This is a genomic window from Lyngbya sp. PCC 8106 (assembly GCF_000169095.1).
Classification (GTDB): domain Bacteria; phylum Cyanobacteriota; class Cyanobacteriia; order Cyanobacteriales; family Microcoleaceae; genus Capilliphycus.
Genome location: NZ_AAVU01000013.1, coordinates 53,635 through 71,153, shown reverse-complemented (window position 1 = coordinate 71,153; position 17,519 = coordinate 53,635). Strand labels below are relative to the sequence as shown.

14 protein-coding genes are annotated in these 17,519 nt (G+C 44.8%); 7 read left to right on the top strand and 7 right to left on the bottom strand.

The features are described from left to right. Positions 1-32 precede the first annotated feature (32 nt). The gene (locus L8106_RS10875; RefSeq protein ID WP_009784337.1) at positions 33-914 is read right to left on the bottom strand and encodes an alpha/beta fold hydrolase; all 882 of its coding nucleotides are present in this window, start codon (positions 912-914) and stop codon (positions 33-35) included. Between the two features lie 104 nt (positions 915-1,018). After that, positions 1,019-1,741, bottom strand: a complete 723-nt coding sequence (locus L8106_RS10870; protein WP_009784336.1) for a 1-acyl-sn-glycerol-3-phosphate acyltransferase — start codon at positions 1,739-1,741, stop codon at positions 1,019-1,021. A gap of 542 nt (positions 1,742-2,283) precedes the next feature. Between L8106_RS10870 and metG the strand changes: the two genes are divergently transcribed. The 3 genes from metG to lptC all read left to right on the top strand — a co-directional run bounded on the left by metG (position 2,284) and on the right by lptC (position 5,848). Further along, positions 2,284-3,888 (top strand): methionine--tRNA ligase, encoded by a 1,605-nt coding sequence (metG, locus tag L8106_RS10865; protein WP_009784335.1) that lies wholly within the window; start codon positions 2,284-2,286, stop codon positions 3,886-3,888. Positions 3,889-3,996: 108 nt separating this feature from the next. Continuing rightward, complete coding sequence (locus tag L8106_RS10860; RefSeq protein ID WP_009784334.1) at positions 3,997-4,614, top strand: NYN domain-containing protein; 618 nt, start codon at positions 3,997-3,999, stop codon at positions 4,612-4,614. A gap of 127 nt (positions 4,615-4,741) precedes the next feature. Further along, positions 4,742-5,848, top strand: a complete 1,107-nt coding sequence (lptC, locus tag L8106_RS10855) for an LPS export ABC transporter periplasmic protein LptC (protein WP_039896037.1) — start codon at positions 4,742-4,744, stop codon at positions 5,846-5,848. A gap of 116 nt (positions 5,849-5,964) precedes the next feature. On the opposite strand, the gene L8106_RS10850 is transcribed toward lptC, so the two are convergent. Together L8106_RS10850 and rimI are read right to left on the bottom strand one after the other, a co-directional pair. After that, complete coding sequence (locus tag L8106_RS10850) at positions 5,965-8,442, bottom strand: ATP-dependent Clp protease ATP-binding subunit (RefSeq protein ID WP_009784332.1); 2,478 nt, start codon at positions 8,440-8,442, stop codon at positions 5,965-5,967. Positions 8,443-9,136: 694 nt separating this feature from the next. After that, on the bottom strand, positions 9,137-9,742 hold the full coding sequence (rimI, locus tag L8106_RS10845; RefSeq protein WP_009784331.1) for a ribosomal protein S18-alanine N-acetyltransferase: 606 nt from the start codon (positions 9,740-9,742) through the stop codon (positions 9,137-9,139). A 361-nt stretch (positions 9,743-10,103) separates the two neighbouring features. On the opposite strand from rimI, the gene lysA reads away from it, so the two are divergent. The 3 genes from lysA (at position 10,104) to L8106_RS10825 (ending at position 13,803) form a co-directional block, all read left to right on the top strand. Next, positions 10,104-11,489, top strand: a complete 1,386-nt coding sequence (gene lysA / locus L8106_RS10840) for a diaminopimelate decarboxylase (protein ID WP_009784330.1) — start codon at positions 10,104-10,106, stop codon at positions 11,487-11,489. A gap of 650 nt (positions 11,490-12,139) precedes the next feature. Further along, a complete protein-coding gene (gene cdaA, locus L8106_RS10830; protein WP_039896004.1) occupies positions 12,140-13,057 on the top strand; it encodes a diadenylate cyclase CdaA in 918 nt (305 codons plus the stop codon). Continuing rightward, positions 13,054-13,803 (top strand): isoprenyl transferase, encoded by a 750-nt coding sequence (locus tag L8106_RS10825; protein ID WP_009784327.1) that lies wholly within the window; start codon positions 13,054-13,056, stop codon positions 13,801-13,803. Before cdaA ends, L8106_RS10825 begins: the two co-directional genes overlap by 4 nt. A gap of 32 nt (positions 13,804-13,835) precedes the next feature. Here L8106_RS10825 and L8106_RS10820 read toward each other — a convergent pair whose 3' ends face one another. Continuing rightward, positions 13,836-14,123 carry a DUF3143 domain-containing protein gene (locus tag L8106_RS10820; RefSeq protein WP_009784326.1) on the bottom strand — a complete coding sequence of 96 codons (288 nt, stop codon included), beginning with the start codon at positions 14,121-14,123 and terminating at the stop codon, positions 13,836-13,838. A gap of 48 nt (positions 14,124-14,171) precedes the next feature. Next, complete coding sequence (locus L8106_RS10815) at positions 14,172-14,609, bottom strand: J domain-containing protein (protein ID WP_369748185.1); 438 nt, start codon at positions 14,607-14,609, stop codon at positions 14,172-14,174. A 387-nt stretch (positions 14,610-14,996) separates the two neighbouring features. On the opposite strand from L8106_RS10815, the gene L8106_RS10810 reads away from it, so the two are divergent. Continuing rightward, the gene (locus tag L8106_RS10810; RefSeq protein WP_009784324.1) at positions 14,997-15,857 is read left to right on the top strand and encodes a neutral zinc metallopeptidase; all 861 of its coding nucleotides are present in this window, start codon (positions 14,997-14,999) and stop codon (positions 15,855-15,857) included. Positions 15,858-16,198: 341 nt separating this feature from the next. Here the strand turns inward: L8106_RS10810 and larC are convergent, their stop codons facing one another. Continuing rightward, positions 16,199-17,473: a nickel pincer cofactor biosynthesis protein LarC gene (larC, locus tag L8106_RS10805; RefSeq protein WP_009784323.1), complete on the bottom strand. Its 1,275-nt coding sequence runs from the start codon at positions 17,471-17,473 to the stop codon at positions 16,199-16,201. Between the last annotated feature and the right edge of the window lie 46 nt (positions 17,474-17,519).

Here is a 17,519-nt window from a genome sequence, read left to right as displayed (position 1 = left end):
CTGTCATCCCAGTGGTCAACCTGGCAACTGCTTTAACTGGCGATCCGCCGAGTAGAGTGGTTGGCGATCGCAGAAATCGAATCAGAATCTCTAGACTCACTTCGGAGTCCATCTAGAAAGTTTTGTTCTTGCAAAATCTCTAGCAAGTCAATATCAGTTTCCAATAAACAAGCATGGCCACTTCTGGGTAAAATGACTAAGCGAGTATTCGGGAGATGTTTCACCAATGATTGGGCTTCTGTTACCGAAGGTAGGAGTAAATCTGCCGCCCCGGCGATCACCAGAACAGGTTTTTGGAGTTGGCGAAGTCGAGCGGTATCGAGGGTAAATGATTGGAGTAATTCTAGTCTCCAGGCTGAAGTTTGCTGAGGGACAGATTTCATCGTTTGAATCAGGGCTTGGCGATCATCAAGTGAGATTCGCCCCAAAGAAGCCAGGAAAGGTAATATTGTTAGTACAGAAGTTGGATAAAACCATCCCGGCATGGATTGGGTTAATAATGATCCCCACTGAAGCCAGGGCTGTTGTTTAAACGAAGAAGCAGGATTGACTAAAATTAAGCGATCAATTAGCTTCGGTGCTTTCACGGCGATATTAACCGCCAAACACCCCCCAAAGGATTCTCCACACACATACACCCCTCGTTCTGGGTTTGAGGTCAGTTCAGCTTTAATTAAGGCGATTGTGCGAGCGGTAAGGGTATTCCAGTTAGACCGATCCTGCAAGGGAATACTAAGACAACGAATATCAAAAACTTTGGATAATTGAGGAATCTGCTTGTGTAGGAGTTTACCCGTCCCATCCATTCCTGGTAAAAAAATCAATAAGGGTAAATCTGGTTGGGGGGGGTTGGGTTGAAGAAAGCAGATTGTATTTAGGTTTGGGTTGGGTTCCACGAACTGACTGGGGATCATGTTTGTTTTTTTGATGCTTATTGTCCACAACAGAGATCAGTCTGACGATACGCTTGGCGAATGGTTCTTAGAGAATATCGAGAACTGGGCTGTGTGCGGAGAATCTAAGATGATTTCTGTAGTAAGTTTGCAATTTCACTCTCACAATATGCTGTTAGATTGGCAACAAGTTCTCGGGCTTGTTTACCTCGATATTGTTGCTGCTGTTGGGGTTTAATCCAATAAGGACGACCGACTAGAATATTTGTTCGTTTGTAGAGAACCATCGGATGCCAACCGGGACGATCAAACAGGGGTTCGGAGGGGTCAAACCAGTTTAACAGGCGTAATGGGATGCCTGATCGGATGATTTGTTCGTCAAAAGCAGCGATCGCTACAGGTAAAATGGCCAGATTTTCAACGGGAACTCGCCAAGCTAGATGAGCAAATCCACGATGAAAAGACCCGATGTGATGGGGAGATGTGACTTTGACCATCGGTTGAGCGCCTTCGGGAAATACACCGACCATTTCTTGATTTTGCAACAGTTGGCTGGCTTGATGCAAAAAATGTTGGGAGCGCTGGGTCGGTTCTTGCAGGGGAAAAGCACCTAAGGTTGTAACGACATCTTTTAATACGGGGACTTGACCCATGTAGTGATGACAAGCAAAACGAATCGGATGACCCAGAGCAGCAGTTAATACGACTGGATCAAGAAAGCTACGATGATTGCTGACGACCAGTACCGCACTCCGAGTCGGAATCCGATCTTCATTGTGCAAGAACATTCGCGTTCCTAGTGCCGCAAGTAACCACTGCGAAGTTTGCACGGTTTGATCTGAAGACATAATTAAGTAGTGTGTGGGGTAAGTCTCAACTTCAGCCCAAGAGCTGTATCTTAATATAACTTTACATTGCTGTTTATTATATCATTCTTGAGATAGATTCATAAGTTTAGATTTTATGGGCGAAACAGATCGTTAGTCTATTATTAACTCGGAACAAAATTTAAGAAAGTATTAGAGTCTAAAAGTTTAGTTGAAGTTCCTAATGGTTGTTCTGGTCAAAAATATGACGTTTTTTCTGATGTTCAGCACTTATCTCTAGTCAAAAGGCAATCAATACCGTTTAATCCCTAAGCTATGATTAGAATGAGTTTGGAGTCAGAGATTACTCTGTTGTTTGACAGCAGAGGCATCTATGGCTGTTGGTCAATTGAGTTTGACCCAATATAAAGTGCAGAGAAGTTAGGGGCGGAACGGGTATTCGGTGAATCCGCTGTAGAAGTTAGTATATCTAACATTCAACAGTAAAGCTGTAGTCAACCCCGTCCTCGTTTTAATTTCTTCTGATCCCATCAAGATTAGGGATATCCAACGGGAATATCTAAATGGAACCAAAAAAGACAGAAAACTTGTTTACCCTAACAACCCCCCTCTACTATGTTAACGATGTGCCTCACGTCGGGAGTGCCTATACTACAATGGCAGCCGATGCTGTCGCGCGATTTCAGCGTTTGCAAGGAAAATCCGTACTCCTGATCACTGGAACCGACGAACATGGCCAGAAAATTGAGCGGACAGCCGAAAGTCTCAACCGTTCTCCCCAAGAGCATTGCGATCAAATTGTCTCTAGCTTTGAAAGTCTGTGGCACAAACTCGATATTCAATATGATCGCTTTAGTCGGACAACAGATTCTCGCCATGCTGCTATTGTTAAGGAGTTTTTCGGGCGGGTTTGGGATCAAGAAGATATCTATTTAAGTCAACAACAAGGTTGGTATTGTGTAGCTTGCGAAGAATTTAAGGAAGAACGAGAACTGATTGATGAAAAATACTGCCCAATTCACACCAATAAGCAAGTTGAATGGCGTGATGAGCAGAACTATTTCTTTCGGCTTTCTAAATATCAAAAGCAACTTGAAGCCTTATACCAAGAGCAACCTGACTTTATTCAGCCCGAAAGCCGTCGCAATGAAGTCTTGAATTTTGTCAGTCAGGGTTTACAGGATTTCTCGATATCTCGGCTGAATGTGGATTGGGGTTTTCCGGTTCCCGTTGATCCCAACCAAACGATTTATGTCTGGTTTGATGCGCTTTTGGGTTATGTTACGGCTTTACTTGATCCTGATCGTGAGGCGACATTAGAGAATGCTTTATCAAAAGGGTGGCCGATTAGTCTACATTTGATTGGTAAAGATATTTTGCGTTTTCATGCCGTTTATTGGCCGGCAATGTTAATGTCTGCTGATATACCCTTACCCGGTCGTATCTTTGGACACGGATTTCTAACCAAAGATGGTAAGAAGATGGGGAAAAGCTTAGGTAATACACTCGATCCTGTAGAGTTAGTTCGTCAGTTTGGATCAGATGCAGTTCGCTACTATTTTCTCAAAGAGATAGAATTTGGACAAGACGGAGATTTCAATCTGACTCGATTTATCAATACGGTGAATGCTGATTTAGCCAATGACCTGGGAAACTTGCTCAATAGAACACTCAGGATGGCTCACAAATACTTTGAAGGTCGCATTCCCCACGTTAGCGGTGCTGTAATTCCAGAGGATAATCCCCTAAAATCTTATGGTGTAACTTTAGGTCAAACTGTGGCTCAAGGCTATGAGCGTTTAGCATTCAGCGAGGTTTGCGATGCCATCTTAAATCTTGTTCAAGCCGGGAATAAATACATTGATGAACAGGCACCTTGGGCTTTATATAAGCAAGAAAAGCTAGATTTAGTTGAATCTGTACTCTATTCTGTACTGGAATCTGTTAGACTAGCAGCTTATCTCCTGTCTCCCATAACTCCTAATCTCAGCAATGGGATTTATCATCAGCTTGGATTCTCAATTGATTTCAATGACAAGACCGCAATTGAGACAGCAGCAACTTTTGCAACTCATGCTTTGTGGGGATTCTTGCCTCCCGAACAAGTGCTTGCTGAACCCCAACCTGTTTTTCTGCGCCTAGAACTCCCTGAAACCGTTTTGTCATAGCCAGCATGATCGTTAAGCTTTACTTAAGATAACACACTTGTCTTCAATCTGGCGACTTCACAACTGATTCAATAAACAATCTTTCGATAATAAACGAGGTATAAAATTATGTTTCATCCCATCAAAAACGGCGAAATTTTCACGCCTGAACAAGTTCTCGAAAATCGGGGTCGTGTTGCTATCTTTATTGATGGTTCCAACCTGTTTTATGCCGCTTTACAACTGGGGATCGAGATTGACTACACCAAACTGTTGTGTCGGTTGACTGGGGGATCACGGTTGTTGCGTTCATTTTTCTACACCGGGGTTGACCGCACGAATGAAAAGCAGCAGGGGTTTTTACTGTGGATGCGGCGCAATGGCTATCGAGTGATTGCTAAAGATTTGGTTCAGCTTCCTGATGGTTCTAAAAAAGCTAACCTAGATGTCGAAATTGCAGTTGATATGCTGGCTTTAGTCGGTTCCTACGATACCGCTGTTTTGGTCAGTGGTGATGGGGATCTCGCCTATGCGGTGGACTGTGTGAGTTATAGAGGGGTGCGGGTAGAAGTGGTGAGTTTGCGATCGATGACCAGTGACAGTTTGATTAATGTTGCTGATCGCTATATTGATTTAGAAAATGTCAAGGAAGAAATTCAGAAAAATCCTCGCAGCCCCAATCCTTATCCCTACCGCCCACTTTCGAGTATGAGTTTAGTTGATCACCGACAAATGGAGGGATCGTAAAATTTCCAGCATGAATAATCGGTGGGGTTTTTTCAAATCAACAACTGTTGAGGATCAAGCTCAACCTCTATTCTTCCCGAGAATTCCCACAGGTTTCTCTGGGAGAATTCTATCAGTATGGGTTGGGATGATCATTTTCACTGGACTTTCAGGGTGTACCCCTCCAGAGCCACCTCAAAATGATATAACTCCTACTCAAACTGAACCTGAAGAAGAATTTGACAACAGCTTAACCCTCGATGATGTCACCCTCGAACAAGCCAACGAGAAGGGGGAGTTGTTGTGGCGAGTCAAGTCTAAGCAAGCCAGTTACAGTAAGGATAATCGAATTGCCAATGTAACTCAACCCGTCGGTGAACTGTTTCGCGATGGTAAACTTCTCTACAAAGTAGAAGCTGAACTCGGAGAAATCTACCAAGATAGTAAGCGGGTTGTTTTACGCAATAATATTGTTGCGACGGATGTGGATCGGGGATTGGTTCTACGAGGTAATTTTTTAGAGTGGATTGTTGATCAGGAAATCTTGGTGGTTCGCAATGGGGTGACTGGAGAACATGAACAGGTTGATATTATCGCCTCTGAGGTACAAGCGTTTAACCGAGAAAAGCGGATCGAGTTTTGGAATCAGGTTGTGATTAATGTTAAAGATCCGGTTCTGCAAGTCCGTACCGATCATGTGACTTGGGAGTGGGAACAAGAAAAACTGATTGCTGATCGTCGGGTAGAAGTCGATCGCTATCAAGATCAAATAGTCAGTGATCGTGGTGTCGCCGGAGAAGCGATCATTGATCTCAAAACCCAACTCGCCGACCTGAAGAAAAATGTGCAAATTGCATTGTCAGAACCCCCTTTACAAGTGGCCAGTAATCAGATCAAATGGCAGTATGAAGAACAAAAAATCGAGTCTCCTCAACCGATTACCATTGTTCATCGAGAAGAACAAGTCACGGTCACAGCAAATCAGGGATGGGGTGATCTCAAAGCCCAACAATTTGATTTAGTTGGAAATGTTGTGGCGATTGGTCAAAAGCGTCAAGCTCAGTTGAATACGGATCAGTTAACTTGGTCTACATCCGGACAACAGTTTCAAGCTCAAGGAAACGTTGTTTACCGCCAAATTGATCCGCCTTTGACTTTAAGGGGAGATCGAGCAGTCGGTGAGTTTACCAGTGATACCATTGTGGTAACTGGGGGTCAAAGTGGGGGTCAGGTTGTGACTGAGTTTGTTCCTTAAGAGGAGTTCTCTAAACAACAAAACCAAATCAATAAAAAGGGGTACAACGGTTGTTATACCCCTTATTAAATTTATGAGATGTTACTCAAGTTGAGCTAGAGATCAACGGCAGCTCATTACTCAGCCGTTTGCGGTAACAATTCCCGCTTTTCTTTTTCTCCTTGGGCAACCGTCACTTGACCATCCCCATCCACATCGACAACGGCTGTATCGCCTTCAGTGATGCGACCTGAGAGAATTTCTTCAGCCAAGCTATCTTCGAGTAAGCGCATAATTGCCCGACGTAAAGGACGAGCGCCGTAGCTGGGGTTGTAACCTTCCTCAACTAACCGCTCATTGAACCGATCAGTGATTTCGAGCTTAATGCCTTTTTCCGTTAGACGACTAAAGACTTCGTTGAGCATAATCACCGCAATTTCCTTGACCTCATCCTTCGTCAATTGACGGAAGACAATAATCTCATCGAGACGGTTGAGGAATTCTGGACGGAAGTATTGCTTCAGTTCTTCGTTAACCAAGTTACGAATCCGATGATACTGAGCATCAGATTCATTTTCGGAGAACTCGAATCCTAAACCACCGCCACCTTTTTCGATCACCTTCGATCCAATGTTGGAGGTCATAATGATCAGGGTGTTTTTGAAGTCTACCGTGCGACCTTTAGCATCAGTCAAGCGTCCGTCTTCTAAGATTTGTAGCAACATATTGAAGACATCGGGGTGGGCTTTTTCGATTTCGTCGAATAGAACCACCGTGTAAGGACGCCGACGCACGGCTTCAGTCAGTTGACCACCTTCGTTATACCCGACATAACCGGGAGGCGAACCGATCAGCTTAGAAACGGTATGACGTTCCATGAACTCAGACATATCCAAGCGAACCATGGCTTCTTCAGATCCGAAGAAGTAAGTCGCTAACGCTTTGGTGAGTTCTGTTTTACCGACTCCAGTGGGGCCGGAGAAGATAAAGCTGGCAATTGGTCGGTTGGGGTTCTTTAAGCCCACACGAGCGCGACGAATGGCGCGAGAAACGGCTTTGACCGCTTCTTCTTGACCAATCAAGCGCTGATGCAGGGTGTCTTCCATGTGCAGCAGCTTTTCGGACTCAGACTCGGTGAGTTTATTAACCGGAATTCCCGTCCAACTGGCTACAATGTGGGCGATATCTTCTTCCGTTACCATCGGGGAATCATCCTCTGTGGTATTGGTTTCAGATTTCTTGGTTTGGGCGATCTCTCGAATTTGAGACTTGATTTTCATTTCGCGATCGCGAAGTTCTCCGGCCCGATCAAAGTCTTGGGAACGAACTGAATCGTCTTTTTCTTTGAGAACCTGACGCAGTTCTTTATCGAGTTCTTTGGCGGCCGGAGGGAGTTGGGAGTTAATTAAACGGACGCGAGATCCAGCTTCATCGATCAAGTCAATCGCTTTATCGGGTAAATAGCGATCGCTGATATATCGATCGGACAGTTTCGCGGCGGCTTCTAGGGCCTCGTCCATGATTTTCAGCTTGTGGTGCTGTTCATAGCGCTCGCGCAGACCATAGAGAATTTCAACGGTTTCACTGACGCTGGGTTCACCGACCATCACAGGCTGGAAACGACGTTCTAAAGCCGCATCCCGTTCGATGTGCTTACGGTACTCATCGAGGGTGGTTGCACCGATACATTGCAATTCTCCTCGCGCCAAAGCGGGTTTGAGGATATTGGCTGCATCAATTGCTCCTTCGGCCGCACCCGCACCGATCAGGGTGTGAACTTCGTCGATCACCAGGATGACATTACCCGCCGAGCGGATCTCATCCATAATTTTTTTCAGCCGTTCTTCAAATTCCCCTCTATACTTGGTTCCTGCGACTAATAAGCCGATATCGAGGGTGACGACTCGCTTTTCTTCTAAAATGTCGGGAATGTCGTTTTGGGCAATTCGTTGAGCTAATCCTTCGGCGATCGCTGTTTTACCGACCCCTGGCTCTCCGATCAAAACTGGGTTGTTTTTCGTCCGGCGACCCAGAATTTGGATCACCCGTTCGATTTCTTTCTGACGACCGACGACGGGATCAAGCTTCCCTTCGGCTGCCATTTGGGTTAAATTTGACCCGAACTCATCTAAGGTCGGGGTCTTCGTGCGGCTACCACTGGCTCCGGCTGTCACCTCGGCAGTTTCCCCGAGCATCCGAATCACCTGAGTTCTGACTTTCGAGAGGTCAACTCCTAGATTTTCCAGGACTCTAGCGGCTACCCCTTCTCCTTCACGGATCAGGCCAAGAAGGAGATGTTCAGTACCAATATAGTTATGCCCCAGTTGGCGAGCTTCTTCTAGGGAGAGTTCGAGAACACGCTTGGCACGGGGGGTAAAGGGAATTTCGACGGCGACAAATCCCGAACCCCGACCGATGATCTTTTCGACCTCAATGCGAGCGTCTTTGAGGTTAACCCCCATAGACTTCAGCACCTTTGCCGCAACGCCTGTTCCTTCTCCGATCAGACCTAGAAGAATCTGCTCGGTTCCGACGAAGTTATGACCCAGGCGACGTGCTTCCTCCTGGGCTAACATGATTACTTTAATTGCTTTTTCTGTGAAGCGTTCAAACATGGCAAATTTCCACCACCTGCTGCATACCCGTACGCTAATTTTAGCGTGACACTTTCAACTCCCGAAAAATTAAATGATCTTAAATAATGTTTAATTTTTCTGGGGTAGCCTCTAGGTCGGGGCTGAATCGTCTGATGCAACTGGAAAAATCCAATTGAGGAGTAGACTAACAACCTTTTCCTTTTAGCCTGTGAAGATTTCTCTTCGTTAAATCTGATTCTTATCTGTTTATCCGTTGATCCTCACTGGGCAGTTGTGCTGATTTCTCAGGAGCAAGTTTGCCTAATTTTAAGAATCTATTCTCTGTCTAAGGTATCCAAAGAATTACTGTAACGGAGAACACAGACAAGCCCGTTAAACTGATACTCTAGGATGAATTTCAACGGAGGTTGAAGTCAACACCGAGTGTCTAAGTTGATAGAGCCAACCTACTTTGAACTGAATTTTCATTCTGTATAGAGGTTGTCTCTTGAGTCACTCGTTAAACACAGTTTGTTTTAGATTTAATGATGGATTCTAGCACAATCACTTCGGGAACTGTCCGGGTTTCTTTGTTGAACGGATTGCTAACCTAACGGATTAGAGATGTCCCACAAGCTTGCCCAACGTCAATGAATCAGCGATTGTCGAACCCATCGGAATCAATGGAGTCAACTGATGCTGAATGCAAATTTTCTTAAGCTTCCTTTTCATCTTAATGTTTTTTAGAGTAAGGTTGGCGTGAACGATCACAAATCTGCTGATACCAACTCCCCAAAGTGCGGCTAAACTCTCGATGCTGTAAGCCGCTTCTCCAAAGAATAAGAGCATCTTCTCCGGTATCAGAATAATAATGGCGTCGGCATCCGGCTTCTTTAAACCCAAATTTACGGTAAAGAGCTAGGGCTTTGTCGTTGGAGACTCGGACTTCTAAAGTCGCTCGTTCAAGTTGACGATGCCAAGCTGATTTCAGTAAGGCATACAGCAACCCCTGTCCTAAACCCCGTCCCTGATAATCGGGATGGATCAAAAGTAAAGTAATATGAGCTTCCTCTAAAATTGCCCACAGACAGCCAACTCCAACAAGAGTCTGATCAGCTATTAAAGGAGAATCTTGCATCTCAAATCTCAAATGCCCACCTGCGGAAGTCATTGCACTCTCGTCGTGACAAACCACCCAGGCAAGCAAATCACTATTGGGACTTTCCAACTCCCGTTGATAACCGGACTGTGTCCATAGTCCCCCTAAACACTGTTGATCAAGTTCAGCAGCAGCCGGAAGCTGCTCAGAAGTTAAAGATTGAAGTTCTAACCAAACCACGTTGAAATCACTCTTGCTATGTCGGGTGTCGGCTCAATTTTAACGATCCGTCGGGGCAATTTTCCGCTCTCCGTTGTTAGAAAATGTTCCGTTGGAAAGCGAAGCGAGATCATTGCTTAGTCTAGGTTTTGATGTACAATCAAATTGGTCATTGACCCACCTGAGCGCGCACTGCCCAGTTCACAGAAGCTGAAACCAACTGTACGCTAAGTCAGTGTATGGGGTGGATGCCCAGAAAAGATTCAAACAACCGGGGAGCAAAGCTGACCTCGGTTAGCCGTGGCAATGACCCTGTAAAACCGGAAGTGACCATACCGTTGTGCCGGTAGTGGCTTACCGAGATTAACTCAATATACATCAAGTGGAAAACTCAGGACTCCAATATCTACCTCAATCAACACAGATCTCCGAAACTCGCTCACCGAACCAGGAACTTTTACCTCTGAGCGCTCGGGTGAACGATCACGATCACCTAGAGATTGGTGGCTGTGATGTCAAGCTTCTGGTTGAACGATTTGGCTCACCTCTATACATTGTAGACGAACAAACCCTACGTGCGGCTTGTCGCCAGTATCGAGAAGCTTTAGCGCGTTATTATCCAGGTGAGTCTCTTGTTCTCTATGCCTCGAAAGCCTGGAGTTGTTTGGCGATTTGTGCTTTAGTCGCATCAGAAGGCTTGGGTTTAGATGTGGTTTCCGGAGGTGAACTCTACACGGCGATCACCGCTAATGTTAATCCCCAGACGCTCTATTTACATGGGAATAATAAATCTAGAGATGAGATCCTTCTCGCGATCGAGACGGGTTGCACGATTGTGATTGACAATTGGCTGGACTTACAAATGCTGGCTCAGTTGTCGGAACAGAGATCAACTCAAGCTCCGATTCGAGTGATGGTACGCTTGACGCCGGGAATTGAATGCCACACCCATGAGTATATCCGCACTGGGCATCTTGACAGCAAATTTGGCTTTGATCCCAATCAATTTGATGCGGTGTTTAGTGCCATTGCTCAACAACCGGGACTGAGTTGTGTGGGTTTACACGCTCACATTGGTTCTCAGATCTTTGAACTGCAACCTCATGGAGATCTAGCCAGTGTGATTGTTGAGGCGATCACCAAAGCGAGTCAATATGGCTTAAATATTTCTGAAGTGAATGTGGGCGGCGGATTAGGAATTTGCTATACAGAAGCTGATGATCCTCCCAGTATTGAGACTTGGGCGAAAACCGTTTGTCAAGCGATGGTTAAAGCCTGTCAACAGCAGAATATTGAACTGCCCAAGCTTTTGTGTGAACCTGGACGATCTATCGTTGGGCCAGCTTGTATTACGGCTTATACGGTGGGTTCTCAAAAACAAATTCCAGGAATTCGTACTTATATTGCTGTAGATGGGGGAATGTCGGATAATCCCCGGCCGATTACCTATCAATCGGTTTATCGAGTCGTGCTAGTCAACCGGATGTCTGCTCCTTTAAGCCAAACCGTAACAGTCGCCGGAAAACATTGTGAGTCGGGGGATATTGTCATCAAAGATGCTCAATTACCGCCCTGTGAACCGGGTGATATTTTGGCGGTTCTGGCAACGGGAGCTTACAATTACAGCATGGCTTCTAACTACAATCGCTTATCTCGACCTGCGGCAGTTTTAGTCTCCGAAGGAGAGTGTAACCTGATTTTAGAACGAGAAACCTATCAAGACCTGATTCGGCAAGATCGTTTACCAGAACGACTCGCTGCATTGTAAGGGAAAATAAAGAACGGTGCTGAGTGCGATTCACTCAAAAAGGGATTGAATTGGAGGTCAAGCGTTACGAACAAGGTGACGATTTTGGGGGTATTGTTATTCTCTTAGAGGAGAGTCTAATTTCATCTTCCGGCGGCAGGAGACCCACGACGATAGGGACGTTGGAGTTGGGAGGAATGCCGCACAGGGATTTCTGGTACAATACAAATGGTCGTGCGACCCACCCGAGACAATGGATTCAGACAGCAAGAGCGAGCGCGCGTCCAGTTACACTGGCGGCGCAGACAAATTGGTAGACTCAGGAATTGATGACAGGGCAATGGGCATAAACATCCCTTGAGTCAACAGTTAAAGAGAATTCCAGTTTGGATTCGTCTAACCGCAGGACTTGCGGGGATAGTCTGTGGAGCGACTTTAAGACCTGAAGGGAATAACTCTCGGAGGGCAGGTGCGCTCGCCCCGCTCGGGAAGAAGCAGAAACCCAAATAGCGATATTTGGGAATCCCACGCCATAAAGAATGTTGGCGTTGGGAGGATGTCAATAGCTCAAATCATTCTCAATGATTTAACAGTTCCCAAAAGCACTCGACCTTCTAACAATTCACTTTGTACCATATACAAGACCACTTAGTTCAATCTCATCAAGTTCAATGAAATCGGGTCCTAGTAATGACCCTGGCTGGATGCAGTCCTGGTTAGTTCATAGTATTGATATTGGACTGGTCTTTGCTGTCGCGTACATGGTGCTAGTCATCATTGGAGAGCGTCGAACGCTGTGGATGGTCAGGGGGTTTATCATCCTGATGCTGGCTACAGCGATCAGCAACTGGGCAAATTTGAGACTGTTATCAATCGCCCTCAATAGTCTGGTGACGGGTTCTGCGGTAGCAATGGCTGTAATGTTACAGTCGGAATTTCGCCAGTTTCTAGAACAATTGGGTCGAGGAGAAGTTTTACAACTGTTTGGACGAGGGCGTAAAGCGATTCCCGAACCCGATAGCGTTATTGATCAGATCGTGGAAGCCGTTAAAGAGTTATCTCAAAACCGTACAGGTGCTTTAATTATCATCGAAACGGGAAGTCCTATTGATGAACGGGATTTTTCCGTACCCGGTGTCAAGCTTAATGCTGAAGTGTCTAAAGAACTACTACAAACTCTGTTTCAACCCAAAACTTTACTGCATGATGGTGCGGTGTTGATTCGAGCGTCTCGCGTTTCGGCCGCAGGTGTGATTTTACCTCTATCGGAACGGATGGCTTCTCGACAACTCGGAACTCGTCACCGAGCGGCGATGGGGATTACAGAGCGAGTCGCTAAATGTTTATGTATTGTTGTATCAGAAGAAACCGGATCAATTTCACTTGCAGAAAAAGGTGTTCTGAATCGACCCCTAACGAGCAGTAAACTAAAGGAACTACTAGAGGCTCGCTCGTTTCCGTCTGGTGATGACAGAAAAACAGCTCCCATCTCAATTGGAAGTCTTAAACGCCAGATTGGATCAAAGGGATGGGCATTAATATCGCGGGTGTTTCGTCTTCGTTCATCAGCTTCTCGGGAGAAACAATGACTGCAAAGCAAAGGGTTGTATACGAGTTACCTGCCGACCTCGATCCCAACCGACTGCCTAAACATATTGCCGTCATTATGGATGGTAATGGTCGTTGGGCTAAACGTCGGGGATGGCCGCGTACAATGGGTCATCGTCAGGGGGTAGAAACGCTCAAAGAACTGCTGCGCTGCTGTCGGGATTGGGGGATTGAAGCATTAACAGCTTATGCGTTTTCTACGGAAAACTGGGGCCGTCCGCTCGAAGAAGTGGATTTTTTAATGGCTTTATTTGAGCGTGTACTGATGCGGGAACTGCGCGAGATGATGGAGGAGGAGGTGCGAATTCAGTTCGTCGGAAATTTGAATGCTTTACCGACTTCTTTGCAAGCCAAGATTGAAGAATCTAAGCAGTCTACGCGCAACAATCACGGCATTTTATTTAACGTGGCAACGAATTACGGGGGACGTCAAGAAATTATCCGGGCTTGTCAGGAAATTGCGAGTCAAGTTCAGCAAGGACAATTAAATCCTGATGAGATTAATGAAGTTTTGTTTGAAAAACATCTTTATACGGCTGGATTGTCTCACCCTGACTTGCTGATTCGCACCAGTGGAGAAATGCGGATTAGTAATTTCTTACTTTGGCAAATGGCTTATGCTGAAATTTATGTCACTGACACCTTATGGCCAGATTTTGACAGCTCTGAATTTCATCTAGCCCTTTGTTCTTATCAAAAACGTGATCGACGGTTTGGTAAAATCTAAACTCGTCAAGGATAGTAAAGTTATCCAACGCTCTAAGGCCCTGTAAAAACGGCTTCTTCTATGTCCTGGCGACTTAGGGAATATTTAAAAGAGCGTTGGATATCTTGGTTTCCAACTCCCGCTTCGATGTAGCGAACTGAGATTTGCTCAACATCCAGCCAGAGTTGTGCTTTCCAGGTCGGTGTTTGTATAAACCAGGCATTCAGTTCTTTAGAGTCTTGGTGACAACCTTGCGATCGCAACCAAGCTTCGATTTTGGGAAGCGTATGATTGTATAGAGGGGTTTCGGAACTCGGAAGATCGAGGTTTTCAAGAGCCATAACAGTTACAGTTGAGAGTTGAAAGTTTCAGAATTAATTCTAACTCGATCATCGATGAGAAGTAACGAGAAGTCGTAGACCATTGATCAGAACTCCGGGCGGCTGAATGGGTTCTAAGCTGAACTCTGAACGGGCTAAACCGATGGCGATCGCTAAGATGAGACAAGCGATTAAACTTAATGCCATCATTAGTACGGCAAAGAGTTCTCCGGGTGATAAAGGCCGATCTGTCGGATCAAGATAGGCGGAGGAAGAAGAATGGCAACTAGAACCCCTGGAATTCTCTAATGGATGAGAAGCCTGGATCACATTGTAACGAGAATAGCGAATTTTGAGATCATAAGCCTGACGACGTTCGGGATTACTGAGGGTAGCGTAGGCTTCGTTGAGGTGTTGAAATTTGGCTGTCGCGACTGTTTTTGATAATTCTGTGGTGTCGGGATGATACCGCTTGCTGAGTTCTCTGTAGGCGCGACGAATTTCTATGGAGGAAGCGGAAGGATGAAGCCCGAGCAAACCATAGTGGGTATCGGCCCAAGAACGACGTCCAGAGGCTGATCGGTTTGTATACGCTGAGTGAACTTTCTGACCCTTCACAGTAATCTTAAGCTGAACAGAAGATTTACAAATTTGTTCACTATATTCTGACACTCTCATCCAAGATTCGCAAGCGATCGCCGTGAAACACTCTTAACTATTTTTTGATCAAACCCGATCATCGACTAACGACAAGTTTCTCTAAATATCTTTAGATTAAGACTGAGTTGGAGTTATTCCATTGGGTAGATAAGAAACCCCTTTGTTCAACGTAATATTAAGTTAAACTTCATTCAATCAATTTTGAGCAACAAACTGTATAGAGGGTGATTATTCATGCGTTGGCAATTGGGGCGTCGGAGTGACAATGTAGAGGACAGACGTGGAAGTTCGACTGGGGGACGTGTAGCGGTTGGTGGAGGTATTGGTACTCTCCTTTTGGTAATTGCGGCACTGTTTTTAGGAGTTGATCCGAGTATTATTTTTGAACAATCAGTACCATCAGAACAAAGTTCCTCTCCAGATTCTAGTGTGAGTCGGGGTTCTCCAGAGGAAGAAGAATTAGCTGATTTTGTCTCTGTTGTTCTGGGTTATACCGAAGATACTTGGGATGAAATATTCCGTGAAAGAGGCGAAACTTATGTCGAACCGAAGTTAGTTTTGTTTACTGATGCTGTTGAGTCGGCTTGTGGATATGCTCAAGCTGCGACAGGCCCTTTTTATTGTCCCCGCGATCAAAATGTTTATATTGATTTAGGCTTCTATAAACAACTAAAATATAATCTCAATGCACCGGGAGATTTTGCTCAAGCCTATGTAATTGCTCACGAAGTCGGACATCATGTTCAAACATTATTGGGTATTTCTCAACAGGTAAATAATTTACAACGTCAAGTTGATCGAGTTGAGGCTAATGAACTTTCGGTTCGACAAGAGTTGCAAGCCGATTGTTTTGCTGGAGTTTGGGCAAATCGGACTCAAAAAGCCGATCAAATTCTCGAACAAGGGGATGTAGAAGAAGCGATGAATGCGGCGAGTAGTATTGGAGATGATCGCTTACAACGACAAGCACAAGGGTATGTGGTACCGGATGCGTTTACTCACGGAACTTCGGCTCAACGAGTGCGTTGGTTTAAGCAGGGTTTACAAACGGGAAATATAGACGAATGCAATACGTTTGCAACCGAAAGTTTATAATTTTGCTTGTGATTTTACAATGGTTTATTTAGATAGTATTTTAAGGGATAAATATTGAGATTATCCCTTTTTAAATTAACCGTCTTGTTTCGCTTTTTGATCAGCATCCCAGAGTTTATTTAGTCTAGAGCTGAATTGTCAATAACTCTCAGCTTTCAGAAGTGAATAGGGACAATATTTAGGTTAATATCAATCCCTGTGCTAAGTCTAAACGCAATCATAAAAATAATCATCTAACAAGAGGGTTTTGTGCATTACTAGAGTTAGTCATTATGTGTCTTGTTTACTCCTACTTAATTTACGGTTCATAGTTTGTTAAAACTTGTTGATCAATTCTGAACTCATTCACGTTGAGAACTATGCCAATTTTGTAATGCGGTTCGATGAACATCTAACCAACTAATATGATGATGTCGAGCTAATTTTGCACAGTCTTCATATTCGGGTTGAATATTAACGATATTTTCTCCTGAATAGGCGACTTTAATCGCAATAGAACCGTAAGGTGTGTCTATGGTTTGCATTTCTCGTCGTAAAATTAGCCGTTGTTGTTGAGTCGAACGAATTCCTAATGTTGTGGTTTGTTTAAATAAAATATTTTCGCAAACAGATTGTTTTTCGGGAGAACAAATAACCGTTAATAAGATTCCTAAACGAGATTTTTTCATCATTATGGGTTGGGTAAAAACATCCAACGCCCCGACAGCAAACAATTCTTCTAACGTAAAAGCGACCGCTTGGGGACTGAGATCGTCAATTTGGGTTTCTAAAACAGAAATTGTTTCTCTTGTGGAAGTTTCTGGGGTTGAATGTTTAGAAGTTGAGGAAACCTTAGAAACAGTGGTTTGTGAAGATTCTCCGATCCAAAGTCGTAAAATATTTGGTAGGGGTAAATCTCGTGAACCTGCACCTAAACCGACTTTTTGAATTGACATCGCCGGAGGTTGTCCGAAGGCTGTCGTGAGAGTCACAACAATCGCGGCTCCAGTGGGTGTAACTAATTCTTTTTCAATATTATTACTGTAAACTGGAACTTGACCCCTTTCAAATAACTTTAAAACGGCAGGTGCAGGAACAGGAAGCTGGCCATGAGCCGCCCGAATAAACCCTCCACCCGTCGGTAAAGCCGAACAATACAATTGTTCAATGTCTAACCAGTCTAAACCCAAGCAAGTCCCGACAATATCAACAATGGCATCTGTGGCACCGACTTCGTGAAAATGAACTTTTTGAGGTGAAATCCCGTGAACGGCTCCTTCGGCTTCAGCCAGTTGACGGAAAATAGCTAAACTCCAAGTTTCTGCGCGTTTGGGTAATCGAGCTGATAGAATAATATTCTCAATGTCGGGTAGATGGCGAATAACGATAGAATGATCCGGGTGATGATGGTGGTGGTGATGTTCAGTGGGAGAATGGGTAAGATCGACGTGAACTTTGGTGGCTAACTGACCATTGCGATGAATGGGTTCCGCCCAAAGCCGATATTCTGAGGAAAGCCCTAAATGTTCTAGTTTTTCAGTGATGTACTCTAGGGGTACTCCCGCATGAACTAAGGCTCCAAGGCACATATCACCTGCGATACCTGTCGGACATTGAAAATAGGCAATTTTGGTCATGGTTTGGTGTGTGGTGAGTGTTAGAGGGAAAATTAGCCTTCTCACA